The following is a 20528-nucleotide window of genomic DNA, read 5'->3' as shown; positions in this document are numbered from 1 at the left end:
ATGGGAGTTCTGAACATGAAAAGACTGAGCATCATGCTTGCCACCGCTGCCGGCCTGGCAATTTCCGCCAGCGGCGCGCTGGCCGACACCACCCTTAAACTGGTCGAGGTCATCACCAGCCCGCAGCGCACCGAATTCCTGAAGAAGCAGATCGCCGAATTCGAGGCCGCCAATGCGGGCGTCAAGGTCGAGGTGGTCTCGCTGCCCTGGGGCCAGGCGTTCGAGAAATTCCTGACCATGGTGCAGGCCGGCGATACGCCCGACATCGTCGAGATGCCGGAGCGCTGGATGGGCCTCTACGCCACCAACGGCCAGCTCGAGGATCTCGGCCCCTACATGGCCAAATGGGACGACGCCAAGACGCTCGGCGAGCGCGCCAAGCAGTTCGGCTCGACCGTCAACAACACCCAGTTCATGATCCCCTACGGCTATTATGTGAACGCGCTGTTCTGGAACAAGAAGTTGTTCAAGGAAGCCGGTCTCGACGGCCCGCCGGCGACGCTCGACGACTTCATTGCCGATTCAAAGAAGATCTCCGCCATCCCCGGCAAATATGGCTACTGCTTGCGTGGCGGCCCGGGCGCCTTCAACGGCATGCACATGTTCATGAACATCGCTCAGGGCAAGGGGGGCTACTTCAACGAGGACGGCACCTCGACCATCAATGAGGAAGGCTCGGTCAAGGGCCTGCAGATGCTGGCCGACATGTACAAGGACGGGCTGGCGCCGAAGGATGCGGTGAGCTGGGGCTTCAACGAAACGGTCACCGGCTTCTATTCCGGCACCTGCGCCATGCTCAACCAGGATCCGGATGCGCTGATCGGCATTGCCGACAAGATGAGCGCCGACGATTTTGCCGTGGCGCCGCTGCCGGTCGGGCCGAGCGGCAAGTCCTATCCGACGCTGGGCTATGCCGGCTGGGCGATGTTCGCCAATTCGCAGCACAAGGACGATGCCTGGAAGCTGATGGCGACGTTGTTGTCGCCCAAGGACAATCTGGAATGGGCCAAGGAAGTCGGCGTCGTGCCGATCCACAACGGCGCCGACCAGGACGCCCATTTCAAGACCGAGCAGTTCAAGGGCTGGTTCACCGAGCTCAGCGACACCTCCAAATATGAAATGGTGACGCCGCCGACGCATCTGGAGAACCTCGGCAACTTCGTCGACCAGGTGGCGATCAAGAATTTCCAGGAAGTGTTGCTCGGCCAGAAGTCGGCCAAGGACGTTGCCGACCAGTGGGCCGCGTTCCTGACCAAGGAACAGCAGGACTGGATGGCCAAGAACAAAAAGTAGGCGCCCTTTTCCCTTCTCCCCGTTTTACGGGGAGAAGGTGTCACGAAGTGACGGATGAGGGGCAGCGCTATCCTCGGAAGGCTCGCGCTGCCCCTCATCTGCCTGCCGGCATCTTCTCCCCGTGAACGGGGAGAAGGACGCTGTCCCCGACGCTGCTCCAGGAGACGATCCAGAAGCCGATGACCTATGCCGTGTCCACAATACGACCCGCAGGCCGGCCGCGAAAGAAGCGGCTGACGCATCCCGCCATCGAACCCTGGCTTTATCTCTCGCCGGCGATCGTTCTACTGGTCGTGGTGCTGTTGGTGCCGTTGATCATCGGCATCAGCTATTCCTTCCGCAAATTTTCAGCCTTCAAATCCGAATATGTCGGCCTCGGCCAATATGAGGCGATGCTCTCCGACCAGGTGTTGGGGCACGCGCTGGTCAACACGCTGTGGTGGACCGTCGCCAGCCTGTTCTTCCAGTTCTTCCTCGGGCTTGGCCTGGCGCTGCTGCTCGACAAGCCGTTCATCGGCCGCAAGTTTGTCCAGGCGGTCGTGTTCCTGCCCTGGGCGGTGCCGTCCTTCCTGTCGGGCCTGACCTGGGCCTGGCTGTTCAACCCGATCATCGGGCCGCTGCCGCATTGGCTGTTTGCCCTCGGGCTGAAGGCCGAGCCGACCAATGTGCTTTCCGATCCGGCCACCGCCATGTGGGGTCCGATCATCGCCAACATCTGGTTCGGCATCCCGTTCTTCGCCATCACGCTGCTGGCGGCGCTGAAGTCGATCCCTTCGGAATTGCATGAGGCGGCGGCCATCGATGGCGCTTCGCCCTGGCAGCGCTTCACCAAGGTGACGCTGCCTTTCCTGGCGCCGACCATCGTCATCACCGTCATGCTGCGCACGATCTGGATCGCCACCTTCGCCGATCTGATCTTCGTCATGACCGAAGGCGGGCCGGCGGGCTCGACCAGTACGGTGCCGGTCTACATCTATGTCAGCGCCTTCAAGTCGCTGGATAAGGGTTATGCCTCGGCGGTGGCGGTGCTGCTGCTGGTCCTGCTCATCGCCTATGCGATCGCGCTGATCGCCATTCGCCGCTTGCTGGTGAGGCACGTCTGATGATCGCCGGACGCTCCACCTCCGCGCGCATTTTCAGCGGCATCGGCCTCTACGCGGCGATTGCCGCCTATATGATCTTCGCGCTGTTTCCCATCTTCTGGACACTGAAGATCTCGGTGACGCCGGAGCGGCTGCTCTATTCCGAAGGCATCACTTTGTGGCCCTCGGAAACGACATTCCACAACTTCATCACCGTGCTCGAAGCCTCTGATTTCCCCCGCTATTTCCTCAACAGCGTCATCGTCTCGGTGTCGACGGCGGCATTCGTCACCGTCATCGCCACGCTCGCCGGCTACGCCATGTCGCGCTTCACCTTCCGCGGCAAGGCGACGCTGGCGATCATGCTTTTGCTGACGCAAACCTTCCCGCTGGTGATGGTCATTCCGCCGATCTACCGCGTCATGGGCGAGCTTGGCCTGACCAACAGCCTGATCGGACTGATCATCATCTACACCGCCTTCAACACCGCCTTTGCCACCTTCCTGATGCAGTCCTTTTTCGACGGCATTCCGAAAGATCTGGAAGAAGCCGCGATGATCGACGGCTGCACCCGTGCGCAGGCAATGCGCAAGGTGATCGTGCCGCTGACGTTACCCGGCATGGGCGCGACGCTAGGCTTCGTCTTCACCGCCGCCTGGAGCGAATTGCTGTTCGCGCTGATGCTGATCTCCAGTGACGACCAGAAGACGTTTGCCGTCGGGCTGCTCACCTATATCGGCAAGTTCGCCGTCGACTGGGGGCAGATGATGGCGGCGTCGATCCTGGCGCTGATCCCGGTCTGCATCTTCTTCGCCTTCCTGCAACGCTATCTCGTCACCGGCCTGACCGCCGGCGCGGTCAAAGGATAATCGATGGCTTCCGTCACGCTGCAAAACGTCGAGAAGGACTACGGTTCGCTGCGCATCCTGCACGGCGTCGATCTTGAAATCGCCGATGGCGAGTTCGTCGTGCTGGTCGGCCCATCCGGCTGCGGCAAGTCGACTCTGTTGCGCATGATCGCCGGGCTGGAGGAAGTGTCTGGCGGCGAGATCCGCATCGGCGAGCGGCTGGTCAATGATGTCGCGCCGAAGGACCGCGATATCGCCATGGTGTTCCAGTCCTACGCGCTCTACCCGCATATGGATGTGTCGTCCAATATGGGCTTCAGCCTGCTGCTCAAGAAGGCGGAGAAGACGACGATCGACGGCAGGGTAGGGGCCGCCGCCAAGCGGCTCGGCCTCGACAGTTTCCTCGGTCGGCTGCCGCGGCAATTGTCCGGGGGCCAACGCCAGCGCGTGGCTATGGGCCGCGCCATCGTGCGCGATCCCAAAGTGTTCCTCTTCGACGAACCGCTCAGCAATCTCGACGCCAAGCTGCGCGTGCACATGCGCGCCGAGATCAAGGCGCTGCACCAGCAGCTGAAAACCACTTCGGTCTATGTCACGCACGACCAGATCGAAGCCATGACCATGGCCGACCGCATCGTCGTCATGCATGACGGCTATGTCCAACAGGTCGGCCATCCGCTCGAACTTTACGATCGGCCGGTCAACACCTTCGTCGCCGGTTTCATCGGCTCGCCCGGCATGAACTTTTTGCCGGCGACCGTCGCCAAGGCTGGCAAGGTGGATGCGGTGCTGGCCGACGGCCAGAAGCTGAGATTGCCCGATGGTCTGCCGCTCAAGGATGGCGACAAGCTGACTGTCGGGTTGCGGCCGGAACACATCCAGCTCGTCGATGATGGTCCGCTCAAGGCCGAGGTCGAAGTGGTCGAGCCGCTCGGCCTGTCGACGCAGTTCTATGTCAGGTTCGCGGGGCAGCTGGTCTGCGTCTTCGTCATGGGGCGCAGCACTATCCGGCCGGGCGACACGGTGCGGCTGTCCGCCGATCCGGCAGCGCTGCACCTGTTCGATCCGGAAAGCGGCAACCGCATCGGGTGAGAGTGCCTGGAGCCGGCAATCCCGTCCTAACGGTGGTTGCCAAGGCTGGCATACATGCCGGTGGTGCGGAACTGCGTCGGGTTGATGCCGTAGAGCCGGCGGAAGACTTTCGAAAAATAGTTGGCGTCCTCGAAGCCGCACAAAATGGCGACCTCCTTGACAGGCAGGAAATCGGCCCTGGTCAGAAGTTTCGCCGCCCGCTGCAGCCGCTGCTGCAGCACGAATTCGGCCGGCGGAATGCCTTCGCTTTCGGCGAAGCAGCGCGAGAAATGCGCGCGGCTGAGGCCGCTGATCTGGACGAGATCGGCCACCGGCAAGGGCTTGTCGAGATTGGCGTTGATATGGTCGATGACCGGCTGCATGGCGCTCTGCTTCTCGGTGAAAGCGTGCGAGCCGAAGACATCGTCGTAAAGCGCCATCGCCGCCTCGTAGGCGATCGCCGAAGCCGCGCCCGGCGAAGCGCCGCCCTTGATCAGGCGCAGGCTGCAATCGGCGAGATGATCGATCGTCTCCGGCTGTAGCCGGAACACTGGGCCGGAGACGCTGAGAATGGATTTGTGGATGCGCAGCGCCTCCTCGCCATTCATCGAGATCCAGAAATATTCCCAGCGGTCGCCTTTCTCCAGCCAGTAGCGATGGTTGTGCGGCACCAGCACCAGCAGCGTGTCGTTGGCCTGCAGGCGGTAGTTGCGGTTTTCATAGCGCAGCTGGCCAGTGCCGCTGATCGTGTGCTGCAGCACGGTAAATGGTGTCTGGCCGCGCTTTCGCCCATCCCAGTCGTAGGTCACGCTTTCGCGCACCTCATAGCCGGTGCTGGTAGGCATGGCGTGCAGGCGCTGGCGGCCGCGCGGCAGCGAGATGGTGCGCATCAACTGTCCGTTGGCGATCAGGTCACGCAGCACAAAATTACCCTCGAAAGCATAAACGTTCTCTGGCCGCGCCCTGGAATAAAGGCATAATCCAAATCCTGAGAACGCGAAAGACCCGCGGTCGAGGAGCGGGCGGGGAGGAGAAGAGCCGGAATTCCGGCTCGAATGGCATGCGCGCCATGGGCGCGCCGCCATACGGTCCTCCGTTGCTCCTTGCCTGGCATTCGATAGGATCGAGGTGAAGGTGATGAGTTTCAAAATCGCTATTATCGGCGCCGGCAGCGTCGGCTTCACCAAAAAACTGTTCACCGACATTCTGTGCGTTCCGGAATTCAGCGACATCGAATTCGCGCTGACCGATCTCAGCGAGCACAATCTGCAAATGATCAAGGCGATCCTCGACCGCATCGTCGAGGCCAACAGGCTGCCGACAAAAGTCACGGCCACCACCGACCGCCGCAAGGCGCTGGAAGGCGCGCGCTATGTCATCAGCTGTGTGCGGGTCGGCGGGCTCGAAGCCTATGCCGACGACATCCGCATTCCTCTGAAATACGGCATCGACCAGTGCGTCGGCGACACGATCTGCGCCGGCGGCATCCTTTATGGCCAGCGCAACATTCCGGTCATTCTCGACTTCTGCAAGGACATCCGCGAACTGGCCGAGCCGGGCGCGAAATTCCTCAACTATGCCAACCCGATGGCGATGAACACCTGGGCGGCGATCGAATATGGCAAGGTCGACACGGTCGGCCTCTGCCATGGCGTCCAGCACGGCGCCGAACAGATCGCCGAAGTGCTCGGCGCCAAATCGCACAGTGAACTCGACTATGTCTGCTCCGGCATCAACCACCAGACCTGGTTCATTGACCTCCGCCTCAACGGCCGCAGAATAGGCAAGGACGAACTGATCGCCGCCTTCGAGGCGCATCCGGTCTACTCGCAGCAGGAAAAACTGCGTATCGACGTGCTGAAGCGTTTTGGGGTCTATTCGACCGAAAGCAACGGTCATCTTTCCGAATATCTGCCTTGGTATCGCAAGCGGCCGGACGAAATCACCCGCTGGATCGACATGTCCGACTGGATCCACGGCGAGACCGGCGGCTACCTCCGCTATTCCACCGAAACGCGCAACTGGTTTGAGACCGAATATCCGCAATTCCTCGAAGCGGCGTCGAAGCCGCTCGACGCGTCGAAGCGCTCCAACGAGCACGCCAGCCACATTCTCGAAGCGCTGGAGACGAACCGCGTCTATCGCGGCCACTTCAACGTCAAGAACACCGGCATCATCACCAATCTGCCGCAGGACGCCATCGTCGAGTCGCCCGGCTTCGTCGATCGCTTCGGCATCAACATGGCTTCCGGCATCACGCTGCCGGAAGCATGCGCGGCCACCTGCATTTCGTCGATCAACGTCCAGCGCATGTCGGTGCATGCGGCGATATCCGGCGATATCGACCTGTTGAAACTCGCCGTGCTGCACGATCCGCTGGTCGGTGCGGTGTCGACGCCGGAAGAGGTGTGGCAGATGGTCGACGAGATGGTCGTCGCCCAGGCGCGCTGGCTGCCGCAATATGCCGAGGCCGTGCCGGCGGCGAAGGAGCGGCTTTCGAAATCGGAGGTGAAGACCCGTGATTGGGCGGGCGCGGCGCGACGCAATGTGCGCTCGATCGAGGAACTGCGCGCCGAAAAGACGGCACTGAAACAGGCCGGCTGAAATGCTTGCAGGCGAACCGCGGGAGGCCGGTTCGCCGATCAGCCGTCGTGAAGTGATGCAGGCAGCAGCAGACGTCGAAACATCTGGGAGGACACGATGAGGAACTTTTGCAGAATTGGCATTCTCGCCGGCCTGACGTTTAGCGTCTCGGCATTGGCGTTCAGCGCATACGCATCCGAGCCGACCACGCCGCCGGTACCGGCGCAATTTCCCGCCGAGGGCAAGATCAAATACGTCGCCCGCGATTCCATCCTGGAATTCAAGGCGCTGCCCGAATATCACGAGCCCGACTGGGTCACCGAGAAATACGTCAAGACCGGCAAGCTGCCACCGGTCAAGGAGCGGCTGCCGAAGGAGCCGCTGGTGTTCAAGACCAGCAACATGCCGGACGGCATCGGCGTCTATGGCGACACCATGCGCCACGTCATTGGCGGCCGGCCGGAGGGCTGGAACTATGGCGCCGGCCAGACGCAAGGATGGGGCGGCATCGACATCGGCCTCTCCGAGTGCCTGACGCGCACCGCGCCCTTGTTCCAGGTCGAGGCCAGGGACACCGAGCCGCTGCCGAACCTGGCCAAAAGCTGGGACTGGTCGAAGGACGGCCACACGCTGACGATGCACCTGGTCGAAGGCGCCAAATGGTCTGACGGCGTTGCGTTCAATGCCGACGATGTCATGTTCTACTGGGACGACGAAGTGGTCGATCCCAATGTCTCGCCGTTGAACGGCGCCACAGCGGAAACCTTCGGTGTCGGCACGACGCTGAAGAAGATCGACGACTACACCGTCGAATGGACGTTCAAGGACGCCTTTCCCAAGCAGTATCTCTATGCCATGGCCTATGGCACTTTCTGCCCCGGCCCCGCGCATATATTGAAACCGCAGCATCCGAAATATTCGAAGAACACCTACGATCAGTTCAAGAATGCGTTCCCGCCGGAATACATGAATATGCCGGTGATGGGCGCCTGGGTGCCGGTGGAGTATCGGCCCGATGACATCATCGTCCTTCGCCGCAATCCCTACTACTGGAAGGTCGACGAGAAGGGCAACCAACTGCCCTATCTCAACGAGCTGCACTACAAGCTGTCGACCTGGGCCGACCGCGATGTCCAGGCTGTTGCCGGGGCCGCCGATTTCTCCAATCTCGAGCAGCCGGAAAACTTCGTCGCTTCGCTGAAGCGCGCGGCGGACAAGGACGCACCGGCCCGGCTCGCCTTCGGTCCGCGCCTGATCGGCTACAATCTGCGCATGAATTTTTCCGCCAATGGCTGGGGCAATCCGGACGAACGCGGTCAGGCGATCCGCGAGCTCAACCGCAATGAGGACTTCCGCAAGGGCATCACCATGGCGCTCGACCGCAAGGCGCTCGGCGACTCGCTGGTCAAGGGTCCGTTCACCGCCATCTACCCCGGCGGCTTTTCCTCCGGCACCAGCTTCTATGACCGCAACTCGACCGTCTACTACCCCTTCGATCTCGAAGGCGCCAAGGCGGAGCTCGCCAAGGCCGGCCTCAAGGATACGGACGGCGACGGTATCGTGAACTTCCCAGCCGGCACCGCCGGCGGCAAGGATGTCGAGATCGTGATGCTGGTCAACAACGACTACACCACCGACAAGAGCCTTGCGGAAGGCGTCGTCGCGCAGATGGAGAAGCTGGGCTTGAGGATCGTGCTCAACGGCCTCAATGGCACCCAGCGCGATGCCACGCAATATTCCGGCCGCTTCGACTGGCTGATCCGGCGCAACGAGCAGGAGCTGACCTCCGTTGTGCAGAATACTGTGCAACTCGCTCCCGTCGGCCCTAAGACCAGTTGGGATCACCGCGCGCCGGAAAGCGGCCAGGTCGACCTGATGCCGTTCGAAAAGGATCTCGTCGACATCGTCAACAAGTTCGTCTCCTCGTCAGACAATGACGAGCGCGCCAGCCTGATGAAGGAGTTCCAGAAGATCTCGACCGAGCATGTCTACAATGTCGGCCTAACGGAATATCCCGGCGCCTTGATCATCAACAAGCGCTTCTCCAACATCCCGCAGGGAACGCCGATCTTCATGTTCAACTGGGCCGAGGATTCGATCGTGCGCGAGCGCGTGTTCGTCGCCGCCGACAAGCAGCAGAAATACGAACTCTTTCCCGAGCAGCTTCCCGGCAAGCCCGGCGACAAGGGTCCGACAAACTGAGTTACCTCCCCTGGCTGACGCCCGGCCGCGCTGCGCGCGCGGCCGGGACGGAGTAAGGTCAGCGGCAGAGAACCCTGAAACCGGCGACGAGGAGGCGAGACGGTGCTGCGATTCCTGGCCATGCGCATAGCATCGGCGTTACCGGTTATGGTCATCCTGAGCCTGGTCACCTTCGCCATCATCCAGGCGCCGCCGGGCGACTATGCCGACTATATCCGCTCGCAGCTCATCAACCAGGGCGGCGCGTCTTTTGCCGAAGCCGACGCGCAGGCGCAAGCCTACCGCGTCGAGCATGGTCTCGATAAACCGCTGCCGGTTCAGTACGTGAACTGGATCGCCGGCATCGTCACCCGCGGCGATTTCGGCTACAGCCTCTACTACAACAAGCCGGTCGCCGCCGTGGTCGGCGAGCGGCTGCCGCGCACACTGCTGCTGGCGCTGGTCTGCCATCTGCTGGCTTCGGTGCTCGGCATCACCTTCGGCATCTGGGCGGCCACCCGGCAATACACCTGGATCGACTCGACGCTGTCGGCCATCTCCTTCCTCGGCATGACCGTGCCGCGCTTCCTGATGGCGCTGATCATCGTCTATCTCCTGGTCTTCCAGTTTAACGTGTCGGAGATCGGCAGTTTCTTCTCACCGCAATATGGCGGCGCGCCGTGGTCGTGGGCAAAGTTCGCCGACCTCGTCAAACATGTCTGGCCGGTGGTGGCGATCGCCACCTTTGGCGGGCTCGCCTACAATATGCGTGTCATGCGCGGCAATCTGCTCGATACGCTCAACGCCCAGTATGTCGAGACGGCCAAGGCCAAGGGGCTGACCGGCGGCGCCGTCGTCATGCGCCATGCCGTACCCAATGCGTTACACCCGCTCATCATGTATCAGGGCGTGGTGCTGCCCTACATGCTGACCGGCGAGATCGAGACGGCGATCATCTTCGCGCTGCCGACGGTCGGGCCGGCGATTGTCGGTTCGATGGCGGTCGGCGACGTCTATGTCACGGCGACGTTCATGATGGTGCTTTCGGCAACGCTGATCGTCGGCAACATCATCGCCGACATGCTGCTTGCGCTGCTCGACCCGCGCGTGCGCCAGTTCGGGGAGAGCTAGATGTTGGCACGCGACCCATCCCCGCCGCCGCCGGCAGAAGCAACAGCGATTCCGACACCGCGCGGCAATGAAAGCTACATGGCGCTGGTCTGGCGCCGGCTGCGGCGCTCCTGGACCGGCATGGCCGGGCTGATCCTTGTCGTGCTTCTCGTGCTGATGGCGCTGTTTGCCGATTTCCTCGCGCCGATGGACCCCAAGGCGACCGATGTCGCTTTCGCCCCACCGCAAGTCATGAGTTTTCACGACAAGGACGGCAATTTCGTGCTCCAGCCGCGGGTCTATGCGCTGGCGGATTCGGCTGACCTCGACCCGGTCACCTTCCAGCCGGTCGTCGGACCGGACTACGAGCATCCGCGCCTGCTCGGCTTCTTCGTTAGGGGTGCCGAGTATCGGCTGCTCGGGCTGATCCCCGCCAACCGGCATTTCTTCGCCTCGACCGACGGCCTGCCGGTGCATTTTCTCGGCACCGACAAGTTCGGCCGGGATGTGCTGTCGCGCGCTATCCATGGCTCGCGCGTTTCCTTGATGATCGCGCTGACGGTGGTGTTCATCATCACCGTCATCGGCACCACCGTCGGCATGGTTTCGGGTTATTTCGGCGGCCGGTTCGACGTCTGGGTGCAACGCTTCGTCGAATTGGTGCTCGCCTTCCCGCAACTGCCGCTTTATCTGGCGCTGACGACGCTGATCCCGGTGACCGCGCCGACCAATGTCTTCCTCGCCTTCGTCATCATCGTCATGTCGGCGCTCGGCTGGGCGCAGATGTCGCGTGAGGTGCGCGGCAAGACATTGGCGCTGGCGCGGATCGACTATGTGCGCGCCGCCATGGCGGTCGGCGCCACCGACATGCGCATCATCATGCAGCATATTTTTCCCAATGTGATGAGCCACGTCATCGTCGCGGTGACGATCGCGATCCCGACGGTGGTGCTGCTTGAAGCCTTTCTTGGTTTCCTCGGCTTCGCGGTGAAACCGCCGCTGATCTCGTGGGGTCTGATGCTGCAGGACACCGCGACCTATTCGGTCATCGGCACCTATCCGTGGATCCTGTCGCCGGTCGGTTTCGTGCTGGTCACCGTCTTTGCCTTCAACGCGCTGGGCGACGGCCTGCGCGATGCCGTCGATCCCTATTGAGGTGGCCGGATGACCGTCGTGCTCGCACAATCCTTCGCACCCGCCGTCCGGCTCGACCATGCCGGCCGCCACGACCAACCGATCATCGATGCCCGCAACGTCGAGGTCGCCTTCAAGGTCGAGCACGGTGTCGTCGAGGCGGTGAAGGATGTCTCGTTCCAGCTTTATCGCGGCGAGACCATCGCCATCGTTGGCGAGTCCGGCTCGGGCAAGTCGGTGACTGCGCGTACCGTCATGGGGCTCTTGTCGAAGCGCGCCACCGTGTCGCCGAAATCGAGCGTCGACTATTGCGGGCAGGACATACTGAAATTCCCCGAGAGCGCCCGGCGCAAGCTGCGCGGCAACCGCATCTCGATGATCTTCCAGGAGCCGATGAGTTCGCTCAACCCGATCTACACGGTCGGCAGCCAGATCGTCGAGGCGATCAGGGTGCATCGCAAGGTGAGCCGTAGGGAGGCCTGGGCACGGGCGCTCGAATTGCTGCGGCATGTCCAGATCCCCGAGCCGGAAGCACGCATCAAGCAGTATCCGCACCAGCTGTCGGGCGGGCAGCGCCAGCGCGTGATGATCGCCATGGCTTTGGCCAACGACCCCGATGTGCTGATCGCCGACGAGCCGACGACGGCGCTCGACGTCACGGTGCAGGCGCAGATCCTGAACCTGATCCGCAACCTGCAGAAAGAGCTCAGGATGGCGGTGATCCTGATCACCCACGACCTCACCGTGGTGCGCAAATTCTCCGACTATGTCTATGTCATGCAGTATGGCGAGATGTGCGAGCACAACGTCACCGAGCGCCTGTTCGCCGACCCGCAGCATGCCTACACCAAACGGTTGCTCGCCTCCGAACCGCACGGCAAGCCGCAGCCGCTGCCTCAGAACAGCGGCACCATCCTCGAGGCACGCGACATGCGCGTCTGTTTCATGCTGCGCCATGGCAGCTTCCTGAAGCCGGACTGGCGCGAACTGGTCGCCGTCGACGATCTCGGCCTGAAACTTTGCCGCCACGAAACACTTGGGCTGGTTGGTGAATCCGGCTCCGGCAAGACCACGTTCGGTCTCGCTCTGCTCAAACTCACCGATGCCAAGCGCGGCCAGATCAGCTTCGACGGCCAGCCGATCCAGGGCCTGTCGCGTGCCGAGATGCGGCCGCTTCGCTCACGCATGCAGGTCGTCTTCCAGGATCCGTTCTCGTCGCTCAATCCGCGCATGACGATCGGCCAGATCATCGAGGAAGGGTTGGTCGTCAACAGGTTAGGGGCGACGCGGCGCGAGCGGGTCGATCGGGTGCGCGACGCCCTGGTCAGCGCCGGCATGCCGGGCGACATTCTTTCGCGCTTTCCGCACGAATTTTCCGGCGGCCAGCGGCAGCGCATAGCGATTGCCCGCGCCATAGCGCTGGAGCCCGAATTCATCCTGCTCGACGAGCCGACATCGGCGCTCGACCTCTCTGTGCAGGCGCAGATCATCGACCTGTTGCGCAAGCTGCAGGACGAGCGCGGCTTGAGCTATCTCTTCATTTCGCACGACCTCAAGGTGGTGCGCGCGCTCTGCCACCGCGTCATCGTCATGCAGAACGGCAAGATCGTCGAACAGGGACCCGTCGACGAGGTCCTCACCAATCCCAAGACCGCCTACACCGAACGGCTCGTCAGGGCCGCTTTCGATGTGGCGTAGCAAAGTGCCGGAGGCTTAACGTGGCAAGACATCCCAGGATCACCTTCATCGGCGCCGGCTCGACCGTGTTCATGAAGAACATTGTCGGCGACGTGCTGCAGCGGCCGTCGCTGTCGAATGCTACGATCGCGCTGATGGATATCAATCCGCAGCGGCTGGAAGAGAGCGCCATCGTCGTCAACAAGCTGATCGCCACGCTCGGCGTGAAGGCGAAGGCCGAGACCTATTCCGACCAGAAGAAGGCGCTCGCCGGCGCCGACTTCGTCGTCGTCGCTTTCCAGATTGGCGGCTACGAGCCGTGCACCGTCACCGATTTCGAGGTGCCGAAGAAATACGGCCTGCGCCAGACCATCGCCGATACGCTCGGCGTCGGCGGCATCATGCGGGGCCTCAGGACCGTGCCGCATCTGTGGAAGATCTGCGAGGACATGCTCGCCGTCTGTCCAGAGGCGATCATGCTACAATACGTCAACCCGATGGCGATCAACACCTGGGCGATTTCAGAGAAATACCCCAGCATTAAGCAGGTCGGCCTCTGCCATTCGGTGCAAGGCACGGCGATGGAGCTGGCGCACGATCTTGACATTCCCTACGAGGAAATCCGCTACCGCTCGGCCGGCATCAACCACATGGCCTTCTATCTCAAATTCGAGCATCGCCAGGCGGACGGCACTTACCGCAACCTCTATCCCGACCTTGTCCGCGCCTATCGCGAGGGCAGGGCGCCGAAGCCCGGCTGGAACCCGCGCTGCCCCAACAAGGTGCGCTACGAGATGCTGACGCGGCTTGGCTATTTCGTCACCGAAAGCTCCGAGCATTTCGCCGAATACACGCCCTATTTCATCAAGGAAGGGCGCCCCGACCTGATCGAGAAATTCGGCATTCCGCTCGACGAATATCCCAAGCGCTGCATCGAGCAGATCGAGCGCTGGAAGGGTCAGGCCGAGGCCTATCGCTCGGCCGACCGCATCGAGGTCGAGCAGTCGAAGGAATACGCCTCCTCGATCATGAATTCGGTGTGGACCGGCGAGCCGTCGGTGATCTACGGCAATGTCCGCAACAATGGCTGTATCACCTCACTGCCGCATAACTGCGCGGCCGAAGTGCCATGCCTGGTCGACGCCTCAGGCATCCAGCCGACCTATATTGGAGAGCTGCCGCCGCAGCTCACCGCGCTGATCCGCACCAACATCAACGTCCAGGAACTGACGGTGCAGGCGCTGATGACGGAAAACCGCGAGCACATCTACCACGCGGCCATGATGGACCCGCATACGGCGGCCGAACTCGATCTCGACCAGATCTGGTCGCTGGTCGATGAGCTGCTCGCCGCTCATGGCGACTGGCTGCCGGCCTGGGCGCGTGGGAGCGCCAAAGTCCGGGCGGCCTGATCGACGCTGCTGCTGCGGCCTCTCCCCGCGTCGTCAAGGCTGCGGCGGCGCCGGCAGCCGGTGGCGCAGTTCCTCGACCAGGACGCGCTCGTTCTCCGAATAGTCGATCGGAACGACGACGAGATGGACGCCGCCGGCGGTGAACGCCGTTTCGAGCGTCGGCTTGAGGTCGGCAATGGCGCTGACCCTGGTGCCCTTGGCGCCATAGGCCTCGGCATATCTTACGAAATCGGGGTTGCCGAAGGTCATGCCGAAATCGGGAAACTGGTCGACCGCCTGCTTCCAGCGGATCATGCCGAATGCGTTGTCCTCGATGATCAGCACGACCAGGTTGAGTTTCAGCCTGACGGCGGTTTCCAGCTCCTGGCTGTTCATCATGAAGCCGCCATCGCCGCAGATCGCCATGACGCGGCGCCCGGGATAGAGCATCGCGGCCGTCATTGCCGACGGCAGGCCGGCGCCCATCGTGGCCAGGGCGTTGTCGAGCAGCAGCGTGTTCGCGACGCGGGTGCGGTAGTTGCGCGCAAACCAGATCTTGTACATGCCGTTGTCGAGAGCGAGGATGCCGTCGGCCGGCATGACCGCGCGGATATCGTGGACCAGGCGCTGCGGCGTGAAGCGATCCTCGGTGGCGCGCGCGGCAATGCGGCTCAAAATGCCTTCGCGCAGCGGCAGCAGCGCCTGCGCGTTGGGGATCTTGCCCTCGATGCGATCGGCAAGCAGCCGCAGTGAAGCGCCGATGTCGCCGATCACTTCGGTCTGCGGGAAATAGACCTGCTCGACATTGGCCGGCTGATAGCCGACATGGATGACCTTCGGTCCCTTGTCGCCCATGATGAAGGGCGGCTTCTCGATCGTGTCATGGCCGATGGTGATGATGAGGTCGGCCTGTTCGATCGCCTCATGCACATAGTCGCGCTCGGAGAGCGCGGCCGTGCCAATGTAGAGTTCGGTCCCGCCGGGCACCGTGCCCTTGCCCATCTGCGTGGTGAAATAGGGGATGCCGGTCCTGAGCACGAACTGCGCGAGGTCGGAGGTCGAGCGCGGTCGCGAGGCGGCGGCGCCCAGCATCGCCAGCGGACGCTGTGCTTTGATGATCATCTGCGCGGCGCGGTCGAGCGCCAGCGGGCTGGCCAGCGGCAGCTCGACCGGATGCGGCGGGATCAGCGCGACGTCGTCGCATTCCTCGGCCGCGATGTCTTCGGGCAGTTCCAGATGCACCGGCCCGGGACGCTCTTCCTCGGCAATGCGGAAGGCCTCCCGCACAACGGCGGGGATCGTGCGCGGCGAGATGATCTGGCGCGACAATTTGGTCAGCGGCTTCATCGCGGCGACGATGTCGACAATCTGGAAGCGAGCCTGACGCGACGACCGGATGCCCTTCTGCCCGGTGATCATGATCATCGGCATGGCGCCGAGCAGCGCGTAGGCCGCACCCGTCGTCAGGTTCAGGGCGCCTGGCCCGAGCGTGGTGATGCACACACCGGGCTTGCCGGTGAGCCTGCCATGGGTGGCGGCCATGAAGGCTGCCGCCTGCTCATGGCGGGTCAGGATCAGCTGGATCGACGATTTGCGGATGGATTCCACGACGTCGAGGTTTTCTTCGCCCGGAATGCCGAAGATACGATCGACGCCCTCATTCTCGAGGGCGGCTACAAGCAGGTCTGATCCTTTGGGCACGAAGCGTCTCCTGGGCAAGCGGCGGCGAACCGCGTCGGGATATGGTCAGACATAGTCCTGAAAAAGCCCTAGCGCGAGGCACGGCCGCCGCCAACGTTGTTTTGCCTTGCAGACCGTTCTGTTTCCGCGGCCTGAGACCAGCGAGCGAGTCGGGGAAAAAAATTCCCTAGGGATGGCGCCGGAGGGCCTATCCTTGCTTCTTGCGGCAGGTGCAAGCCTGTAAACAGGCGATATGAAACGGCCACTGTCCTGAGAGGTGAGAGCACATGCCCAATCCAACCGTCGTCGGGTTTTCCGGCAATTTCACCCGGCCGTCCAAGACGCGTGGCTTCGTCGACCAGGTCGTCAGGGATATTGCGCGCCAGCATGGCCTGTCGGCGAGCACCTATGACATCGAAGACCTTGGCCCCTCGCTGGGCGCTGCCAAATGGGCGCGCGATCTCGACGGCCAGGCGCGGGCGATTTTCGACAGCGTCGTCAACGCCGATGTCCTGGTGGTGGGTTCGCCGACCTACAAGGGCAGCTACACCGGCCTGTTCAAGCACTTCTTCGATCTGTTCGATCCCGCTTCCTTGCGCGGCAAGCCGGTTGTGCTGCTCGCCACCGGCGGCAATGATCGCCATGCGTTGATCGTCGAACACCAGTTGCGGCCGCTGTTCGGCTTCTTCGAGGCGCTCACGCTGCCGACAGGAGTCTACGCCACGGACAAGGATTTCTCCGACGGCGTGCTGCGGTCCGAACCCATCCTGAAGCGCATCGAGCAGGTTGTCGGCGAGGTCGGGCTGGTGCTGGCCAATCGCTCGGCCGCCGGCGTGGCTGCCGGATAGCGCGGCGAGTAGGCCGCCTCCAGCCCTAACGGCTCGGGAATGAAAAAAAAGGCCCGCCACCGACGCGAATCGTGACGGGCCTCCGTGGAGTACGCCGGGCTTCCCACCGCCCGACTGCTTTAAAAACTATCCGGCGGAAGGATGGTTCCGCGAGATTCCTGCAAGTCCTTACGTCATAGCCAAAATCAATACCCCGCCAGCTAGGCCTGGCGGGGCATTGTTTGGAGGGTCTGGATCGAATGGGAACGATCCGGCTAGAAAACGCCAGCACCGGACAAAGGTTCCCGCGCCGAACGGGCTTCAGCAGTGCGTGCCGGCTGGCTTTGCCGGAACCACCACGGCTGCCCAGCCATTGTCCTCGAACATGGAGGAACCAATCATGCCCAAGTATATCACCATCGGCTATGGCGACCGGGCCGGATATGACCGGACGCCGCAGGATGTCAGGCAGGCAGCCCATGAGCATGATGCGTCGCTCAAGCAGCGCGGCGTGGTGATGGGCATCGCCGAAACACCGGTGCAAGTGCGAAATCCCGACGCCAGCGGCGTGCTGACCGAGACCGGGCCCTATCTCTCGTCGGACCTGCCCATCGCCGGCTTTTCGATGATGGAAGCCAGCGACATGGACGAGGCGATCGCGCTGGCTTCGAAATCGCCTTGTGCGGTGGCGCATGGGGTGATCGAGATCTGGCCGCTCAACGAGCGGTAACTAGTTCCTGTCCGCCGGCTTCGAGCGCATCCTCGACGCCGTCTCGCGTTCGGCGCGCTTGGAGGGCAGCGGCGGCGGGCCGTGGTCGATCGGGCCCATGGCCTCTGGCAGCATGTCGTCCATGCGCCTGGGGCTATCGCCGACGTGGCTTTCGATCTCGCCCGTTCAGAAAGTCTGAAATAAAAGCGGGGCTTGTCGGATCCGCCGCCGAGCGTGCGTCCGATGGTTCCGATGATCGCCTAAACACCAGGCGAACGACCAGGCCGAAGTAACCGACCTGCAGGATTACCAGTGTCAGCACTGACCAGCCAAGGGTCGCCCAGATCGACCCGGTCTCCAGATAGGCCCAGATTGCAACGCCGATTGTCGTTGCAGACATCCCGACCAGAAATTGCGGAAAGTACATGTCTCTTTCCACCCCCATTTCCAACCCGTGGGTTGGGATCTGTTGCCAGCATCCTTAATTAAGTTGTCACTAAATTAGTAATATTGCAATCGCCTGCGGAGAGCACGGTCGTGGCGCGGTCATAGCGGGTTTGAGCTTGTGTACGGCGCGCGGTGTTTCTCAAACCACGGACAAATCAGCGAAACGGTCCCCCGCCTGCCATCAATTCCGATCCGCCGGCTTCGAGCGCATCCTCGACACCGTCTCGCGCTCGGCGCGCTTGGAGCGCAGTGGGGGCAGGCCGCGGTCGATCAGGTCCATGTCTTCCAGCACCATGTCGCCCATGCGCTTGAAGGCGACCTCGAGCGCGCCGGCGCGGTGGGCGGAGCGCAGGAAGCCGGGGATCGTACGGACCGGATGGTCCTGCGCTAGCGGCTCTTCCGGGAAGACGTCACTGGCGGCAACGATGTGGCCGCTCTTTACCGCTGCCATCAGAGCCGGGAAGTCGACGACACCGGCGCGGCTGAGCAGGATGAAGGCCGCACCCTTGCGCATGCTGGCAAAAGCATCGGCGCCGAGAAAACCCTGGTTCTCCGAGGTCACCGAAGCGACGACGAAGACGAAGTCGCTCGATGTCAGGACATCGTCGAGCGAGGCCGGCTCGACGCCATTGTCGATCAGGATCGACGGCGGCAGCCAGGGATCGAAGACTTTGGTGCGAGTGCGAAAGCCCGACAGCAGTCGGTTCAGCGCCCGACCGAGATCGCCGAAGCCGATGATGCCGACATCGGCGCCGGACAAAAGCCGCGCCGTCAAATTGCCGTCGCCGCCCCACAGCTCCTCGCCTTTGCGGAAGGCGAGGTCGGCATCGACGATATTGCGGGCGAGATTGAGCGCCATGGCAAGCCCGAGCTCGGCCACCGGCTCGGCAAAGACCAGACCGGTGGTGACGACATGGATGCCGCGCGCAAACAGCGTCTCGTAGGGCATGTTGTTGAGGAGGTTGGTCTCGACATTGAAGACGCAGCGCAGCGCCTTCATAGCTTCCAGCGTCTCAGGCGAGATTGGTGGCTGGCCGATGATGTAGCGGGCTTCGGCCAGCACATCGGACGGCAGTTTCGCCACGCCGTCGGCCGTCGTCTCGACAATGCGGTAGTGCGTCTTGAGGCGCCCCAGCTGTGGCGGGGTGAAGATCAGCTCGAGCGTGCGTGGTTCCGGCGCGCTGATGACCAGCGGCAAGGCCTTGTTTGGCATGATGATCCCTTCCGGGGCGATCCGCATCGCGTATTTTTGCTTTGCACTTGTCGTTATCCCAAAACTGCATCACACTTTGGGGCGACACGCGCTCGACGGGTAAAATACCCCCGATTAAACGATTTACAACTCCGAAAAATCGATTTACTCATTTTTCCAGCGGACGGAATGCCTCGGTCCGCGCCTCGGGAGGATTGACCAATGGCGCACAGGCAGGACCAGCAGCGGCGTGCGTCGATCCACGACGTGGCCAGCCGCGCCGGCGTGTCCGCCGCCACCGTCTCCAAGGTCATGGCCGGTGTCACCACGGTGAAGCCCGAAAATGCGCAGCGCGTCTTCGATGCGGTCGAGCAGCTGGGTTACCGCATCGATCCGCTCGCCTCCGACATGCGCCGGGCCAAGCGTCGTATCATCGGCGCCATCATGCCCGAATTCGAAAGCGAATTTTTTGGCCAGATGGTCACCCAGCTCGAGAGCCTCGCCGAGCAGCGCGGCTACACGCTGGTGGCGGCGTCGAGCCGTGAATCGGAAGCGCGTGAGAAGGAAATCCTCGCCCGCATGCATGACTGGCGCGTCGCTGGCGTGGTGCTGGCGCCGGTGCGCAACGAGCATGGCCCGGCAGCCGACTTCATGAAAGTCAATGGCATGACCGGCGTGCTGATCGACCGTGTGTTGTCCGATGACGCCTTCGACACGGTGTCGGCCGACAGTGCCGCAGCCAGCGCCGAAGTGGCGCGCGAACTGATCGCCAAGGGCCATCGCCACATACTTGTCGTCGGCCTCGGCGAGCAGGCGGCCACGATGCGCGCCCGCCTCGACGGGTTTCGCACTGCTGCGCTCAAACTGGCGCCGGATGTGCGCATCGATGTCGTACTGGCCGAAGCCGACGTCGAGCCGCTGCGAGCGCAGTTGCGCGACTATTTCGCGAAAGGCGAACGGCCGACGGCGGTCTATTCGCTGTTCCTCAAGGGCACGCTGGTGGCGCTGTCCGAGTTCCGCCGGCGCGGCTGGCATTGTCCCAACGACATCTCGCTGGTCGGCTTCGACGATGCCGAATGGATGCAGGTGACATGGCCGGCCATCGCCGCCGTCGTGCAGCCGGTGCGCCAGATCGCCGCCGAGGCGATGGATGTGCTGTTTCGCAGGATCGAGGGGGAAGGCGGCCCGCCCATGGCGCGGCTCGAACCCTGCAAGGTTTTGATGCGGGAATCCGTTGGCTCGCCAGGCAACGGCCCGCATTCCGGGGGAGGAAAGCGACAATAGCCCCATTGAAGGGAAGAAG

The 20528-nt window shown here is 62.7% G+C and carries 18 protein-coding genes; 13 read left to right on the top strand and 5 right to left on the bottom strand.

Translation table 11 applies throughout. The features are described 5' to 3' along the window. Positions 1-15 precede the first annotated feature (15 nt). The 4 genes from AC04SG_RS01840 to AC04SG_RS01825 all read left to right on the top strand — a co-directional run bounded on the left by AC04SG_RS01840 (position 16) and on the right by AC04SG_RS01825 (position 4315). Positions 16-1293: an ABC transporter substrate-binding protein gene (locus tag AC04SG_RS01840; protein ID WP_203277355.1), complete on the top strand. Its 1278-nt coding sequence runs from the start codon at positions 16-18 to the stop codon at positions 1291-1293. A 179-nt stretch (positions 1294-1472) separates the two neighbouring features. Next, positions 1473-2396, top strand: coding sequence for a carbohydrate ABC transporter permease (locus AC04SG_RS01835; protein WP_488549683.1), 924 nt, complete (start codon positions 1473-1475; stop codon positions 2394-2396). Further along, a complete protein-coding gene (locus AC04SG_RS01830) occupies positions 2396-3244 on the top strand; it encodes a carbohydrate ABC transporter permease (RefSeq protein ID WP_488549682.1) in 849 nt (282 codons plus the stop codon). Before AC04SG_RS01835 ends, AC04SG_RS01830 begins: the two co-directional genes overlap by 1 nt. 3 nt (positions 3245-3247) lie before the next feature. Then, positions 3248-4315 carry an ABC transporter ATP-binding protein gene (locus AC04SG_RS01825; protein WP_112562063.1) on the top strand — a complete coding sequence of 356 codons (1068 nt, stop codon included), beginning with the start codon at positions 3248-3250 and terminating at the stop codon, positions 4313-4315. A gap of 26 nt (positions 4316-4341) precedes the next feature. On the opposite strand, the gene AC04SG_RS01820 is transcribed toward AC04SG_RS01825, so the two are convergent. Continuing rightward, positions 4342-5184 carry an AraC family transcriptional regulator gene (locus AC04SG_RS01820; protein ID WP_210388229.1) on the bottom strand — a complete coding sequence of 281 codons (843 nt, stop codon included), beginning with the start codon at positions 5182-5184 and terminating at the stop codon, positions 4342-4344. Positions 5185-5431: 247 nt separating this feature from the next. Between AC04SG_RS01820 and melA (AC04SG_RS01815) the strand changes: the two genes are divergently transcribed. From melA (AC04SG_RS01815) to melA (AC04SG_RS01790), 6 genes are all read left to right on the top strand, one after another. Continuing rightward, positions 5432-6898 carry an alpha-galactosidase gene (melA, locus tag AC04SG_RS01815; protein WP_488549681.1) on the top strand — a complete coding sequence of 489 codons (1467 nt, stop codon included), beginning with the start codon at positions 5432-5434 and terminating at the stop codon, positions 6896-6898. A 96-nt stretch (positions 6899-6994) separates the two neighbouring features. Then, positions 6995-9079, top strand: a complete 2085-nt coding sequence (locus tag AC04SG_RS01810) for an ABC transporter substrate-binding protein (protein ID WP_488549680.1) — start codon at positions 6995-6997, stop codon at positions 9077-9079. A 102-nt stretch (positions 9080-9181) separates the two neighbouring features. Continuing rightward, positions 9182-10189 (top strand): ABC transporter permease, encoded by a 1008-nt coding sequence (locus AC04SG_RS01805; RefSeq protein WP_192259494.1) that lies wholly within the window; start codon positions 9182-9184, stop codon positions 10187-10189. Further along, on the top strand, positions 10190-11323 hold the full coding sequence (locus AC04SG_RS01800; protein WP_192259492.1) for an ABC transporter permease: 1134 nt from the start codon (positions 10190-10192) through the stop codon (positions 11321-11323). A gap of 9 nt (positions 11324-11332) precedes the next feature. After that, the gene (locus AC04SG_RS01795; protein ID WP_488549679.1) at positions 11333-13000 is read left to right on the top strand and encodes an ABC transporter ATP-binding protein; all 1668 of its coding nucleotides are present in this window, start codon (positions 11333-11335) and stop codon (positions 12998-13000) included. Between the two features lie 20 nt (positions 13001-13020). Beyond that, positions 13021-14391, top strand: coding sequence for an alpha-galactosidase (melA, locus tag AC04SG_RS01790; protein ID WP_488549678.1), 1371 nt, complete (start codon positions 13021-13023; stop codon positions 14389-14391). 33 nt (positions 14392-14424) lie between these two features. Here melA (AC04SG_RS01790) and AC04SG_RS01785 read toward each other — a convergent pair whose 3' ends face one another. Continuing rightward, on the bottom strand, positions 14425-16071 hold the full coding sequence (locus tag AC04SG_RS01785) for an acetolactate synthase large subunit (protein ID WP_488549677.1): 1647 nt from the start codon (positions 16069-16071) through the stop codon (positions 14425-14427). A gap of 266 nt (positions 16072-16337) precedes the next feature. Here AC04SG_RS01785 and msuE point away from each other — a divergent pair, with 266 nt between their 5' ends. Beyond that, on the top strand, positions 16338-16898 hold the full coding sequence (gene msuE, locus AC04SG_RS01780; protein WP_488549676.1) for an FMN reductase: 561 nt from the start codon (positions 16338-16340) through the stop codon (positions 16896-16898). 379 nt (positions 16899-17277) lie between these two features. Then, the gene (locus AC04SG_RS01775; RefSeq protein WP_488549675.1) at positions 17278-17607 is read left to right on the top strand and encodes a YciI family protein; all 330 of its coding nucleotides are present in this window, start codon (positions 17278-17280) and stop codon (positions 17605-17607) included. Here the strand turns inward: AC04SG_RS01775 and AC04SG_RS01770 are convergent, their stop codons facing one another. From AC04SG_RS01770 to AC04SG_RS01760, 3 genes are all read right to left on the bottom strand, one after another. Next, positions 17608-17730, bottom strand: a complete 123-nt coding sequence (locus AC04SG_RS01770) for a hypothetical protein (protein ID WP_488549674.1) — start codon at positions 17728-17730, stop codon at positions 17608-17610. It lies immediately after the preceding gene. A gap of 10 nt (positions 17731-17740) precedes the next feature. Next, the gene (locus tag AC04SG_RS01765; RefSeq protein ID WP_488549673.1) at positions 17741-18013 is read right to left on the bottom strand and encodes an exopolysaccharide production repressor protein; all 273 of its coding nucleotides are present in this window, start codon (positions 18011-18013) and stop codon (positions 17741-17743) included. Positions 18014-18214: 201 nt separating this feature from the next. Further along, on the bottom strand, positions 18215-19246 hold the full coding sequence (locus AC04SG_RS01760) for a hydroxyacid dehydrogenase (protein ID WP_488549672.1): 1032 nt from the start codon (positions 19244-19246) through the stop codon (positions 18215-18217). A 201-nt stretch (positions 19247-19447) separates the two neighbouring features. Between AC04SG_RS01760 and AC04SG_RS01755 the strand changes: the two genes are divergently transcribed. Then, positions 19448-20509 (top strand): LacI family DNA-binding transcriptional regulator, encoded by a 1062-nt coding sequence (locus AC04SG_RS01755; RefSeq protein WP_488549671.1) that lies wholly within the window; start codon positions 19448-19450, stop codon positions 20507-20509. The last annotated feature ends 19 nt before the right edge of the window (positions 20510-20528 follow it).

This window comes from Mesorhizobium sp. CNPSo 4684, from assembly GCF_057784315.1.
This window is presented reverse-complemented; position numbering and strand designations above follow the sequence as displayed.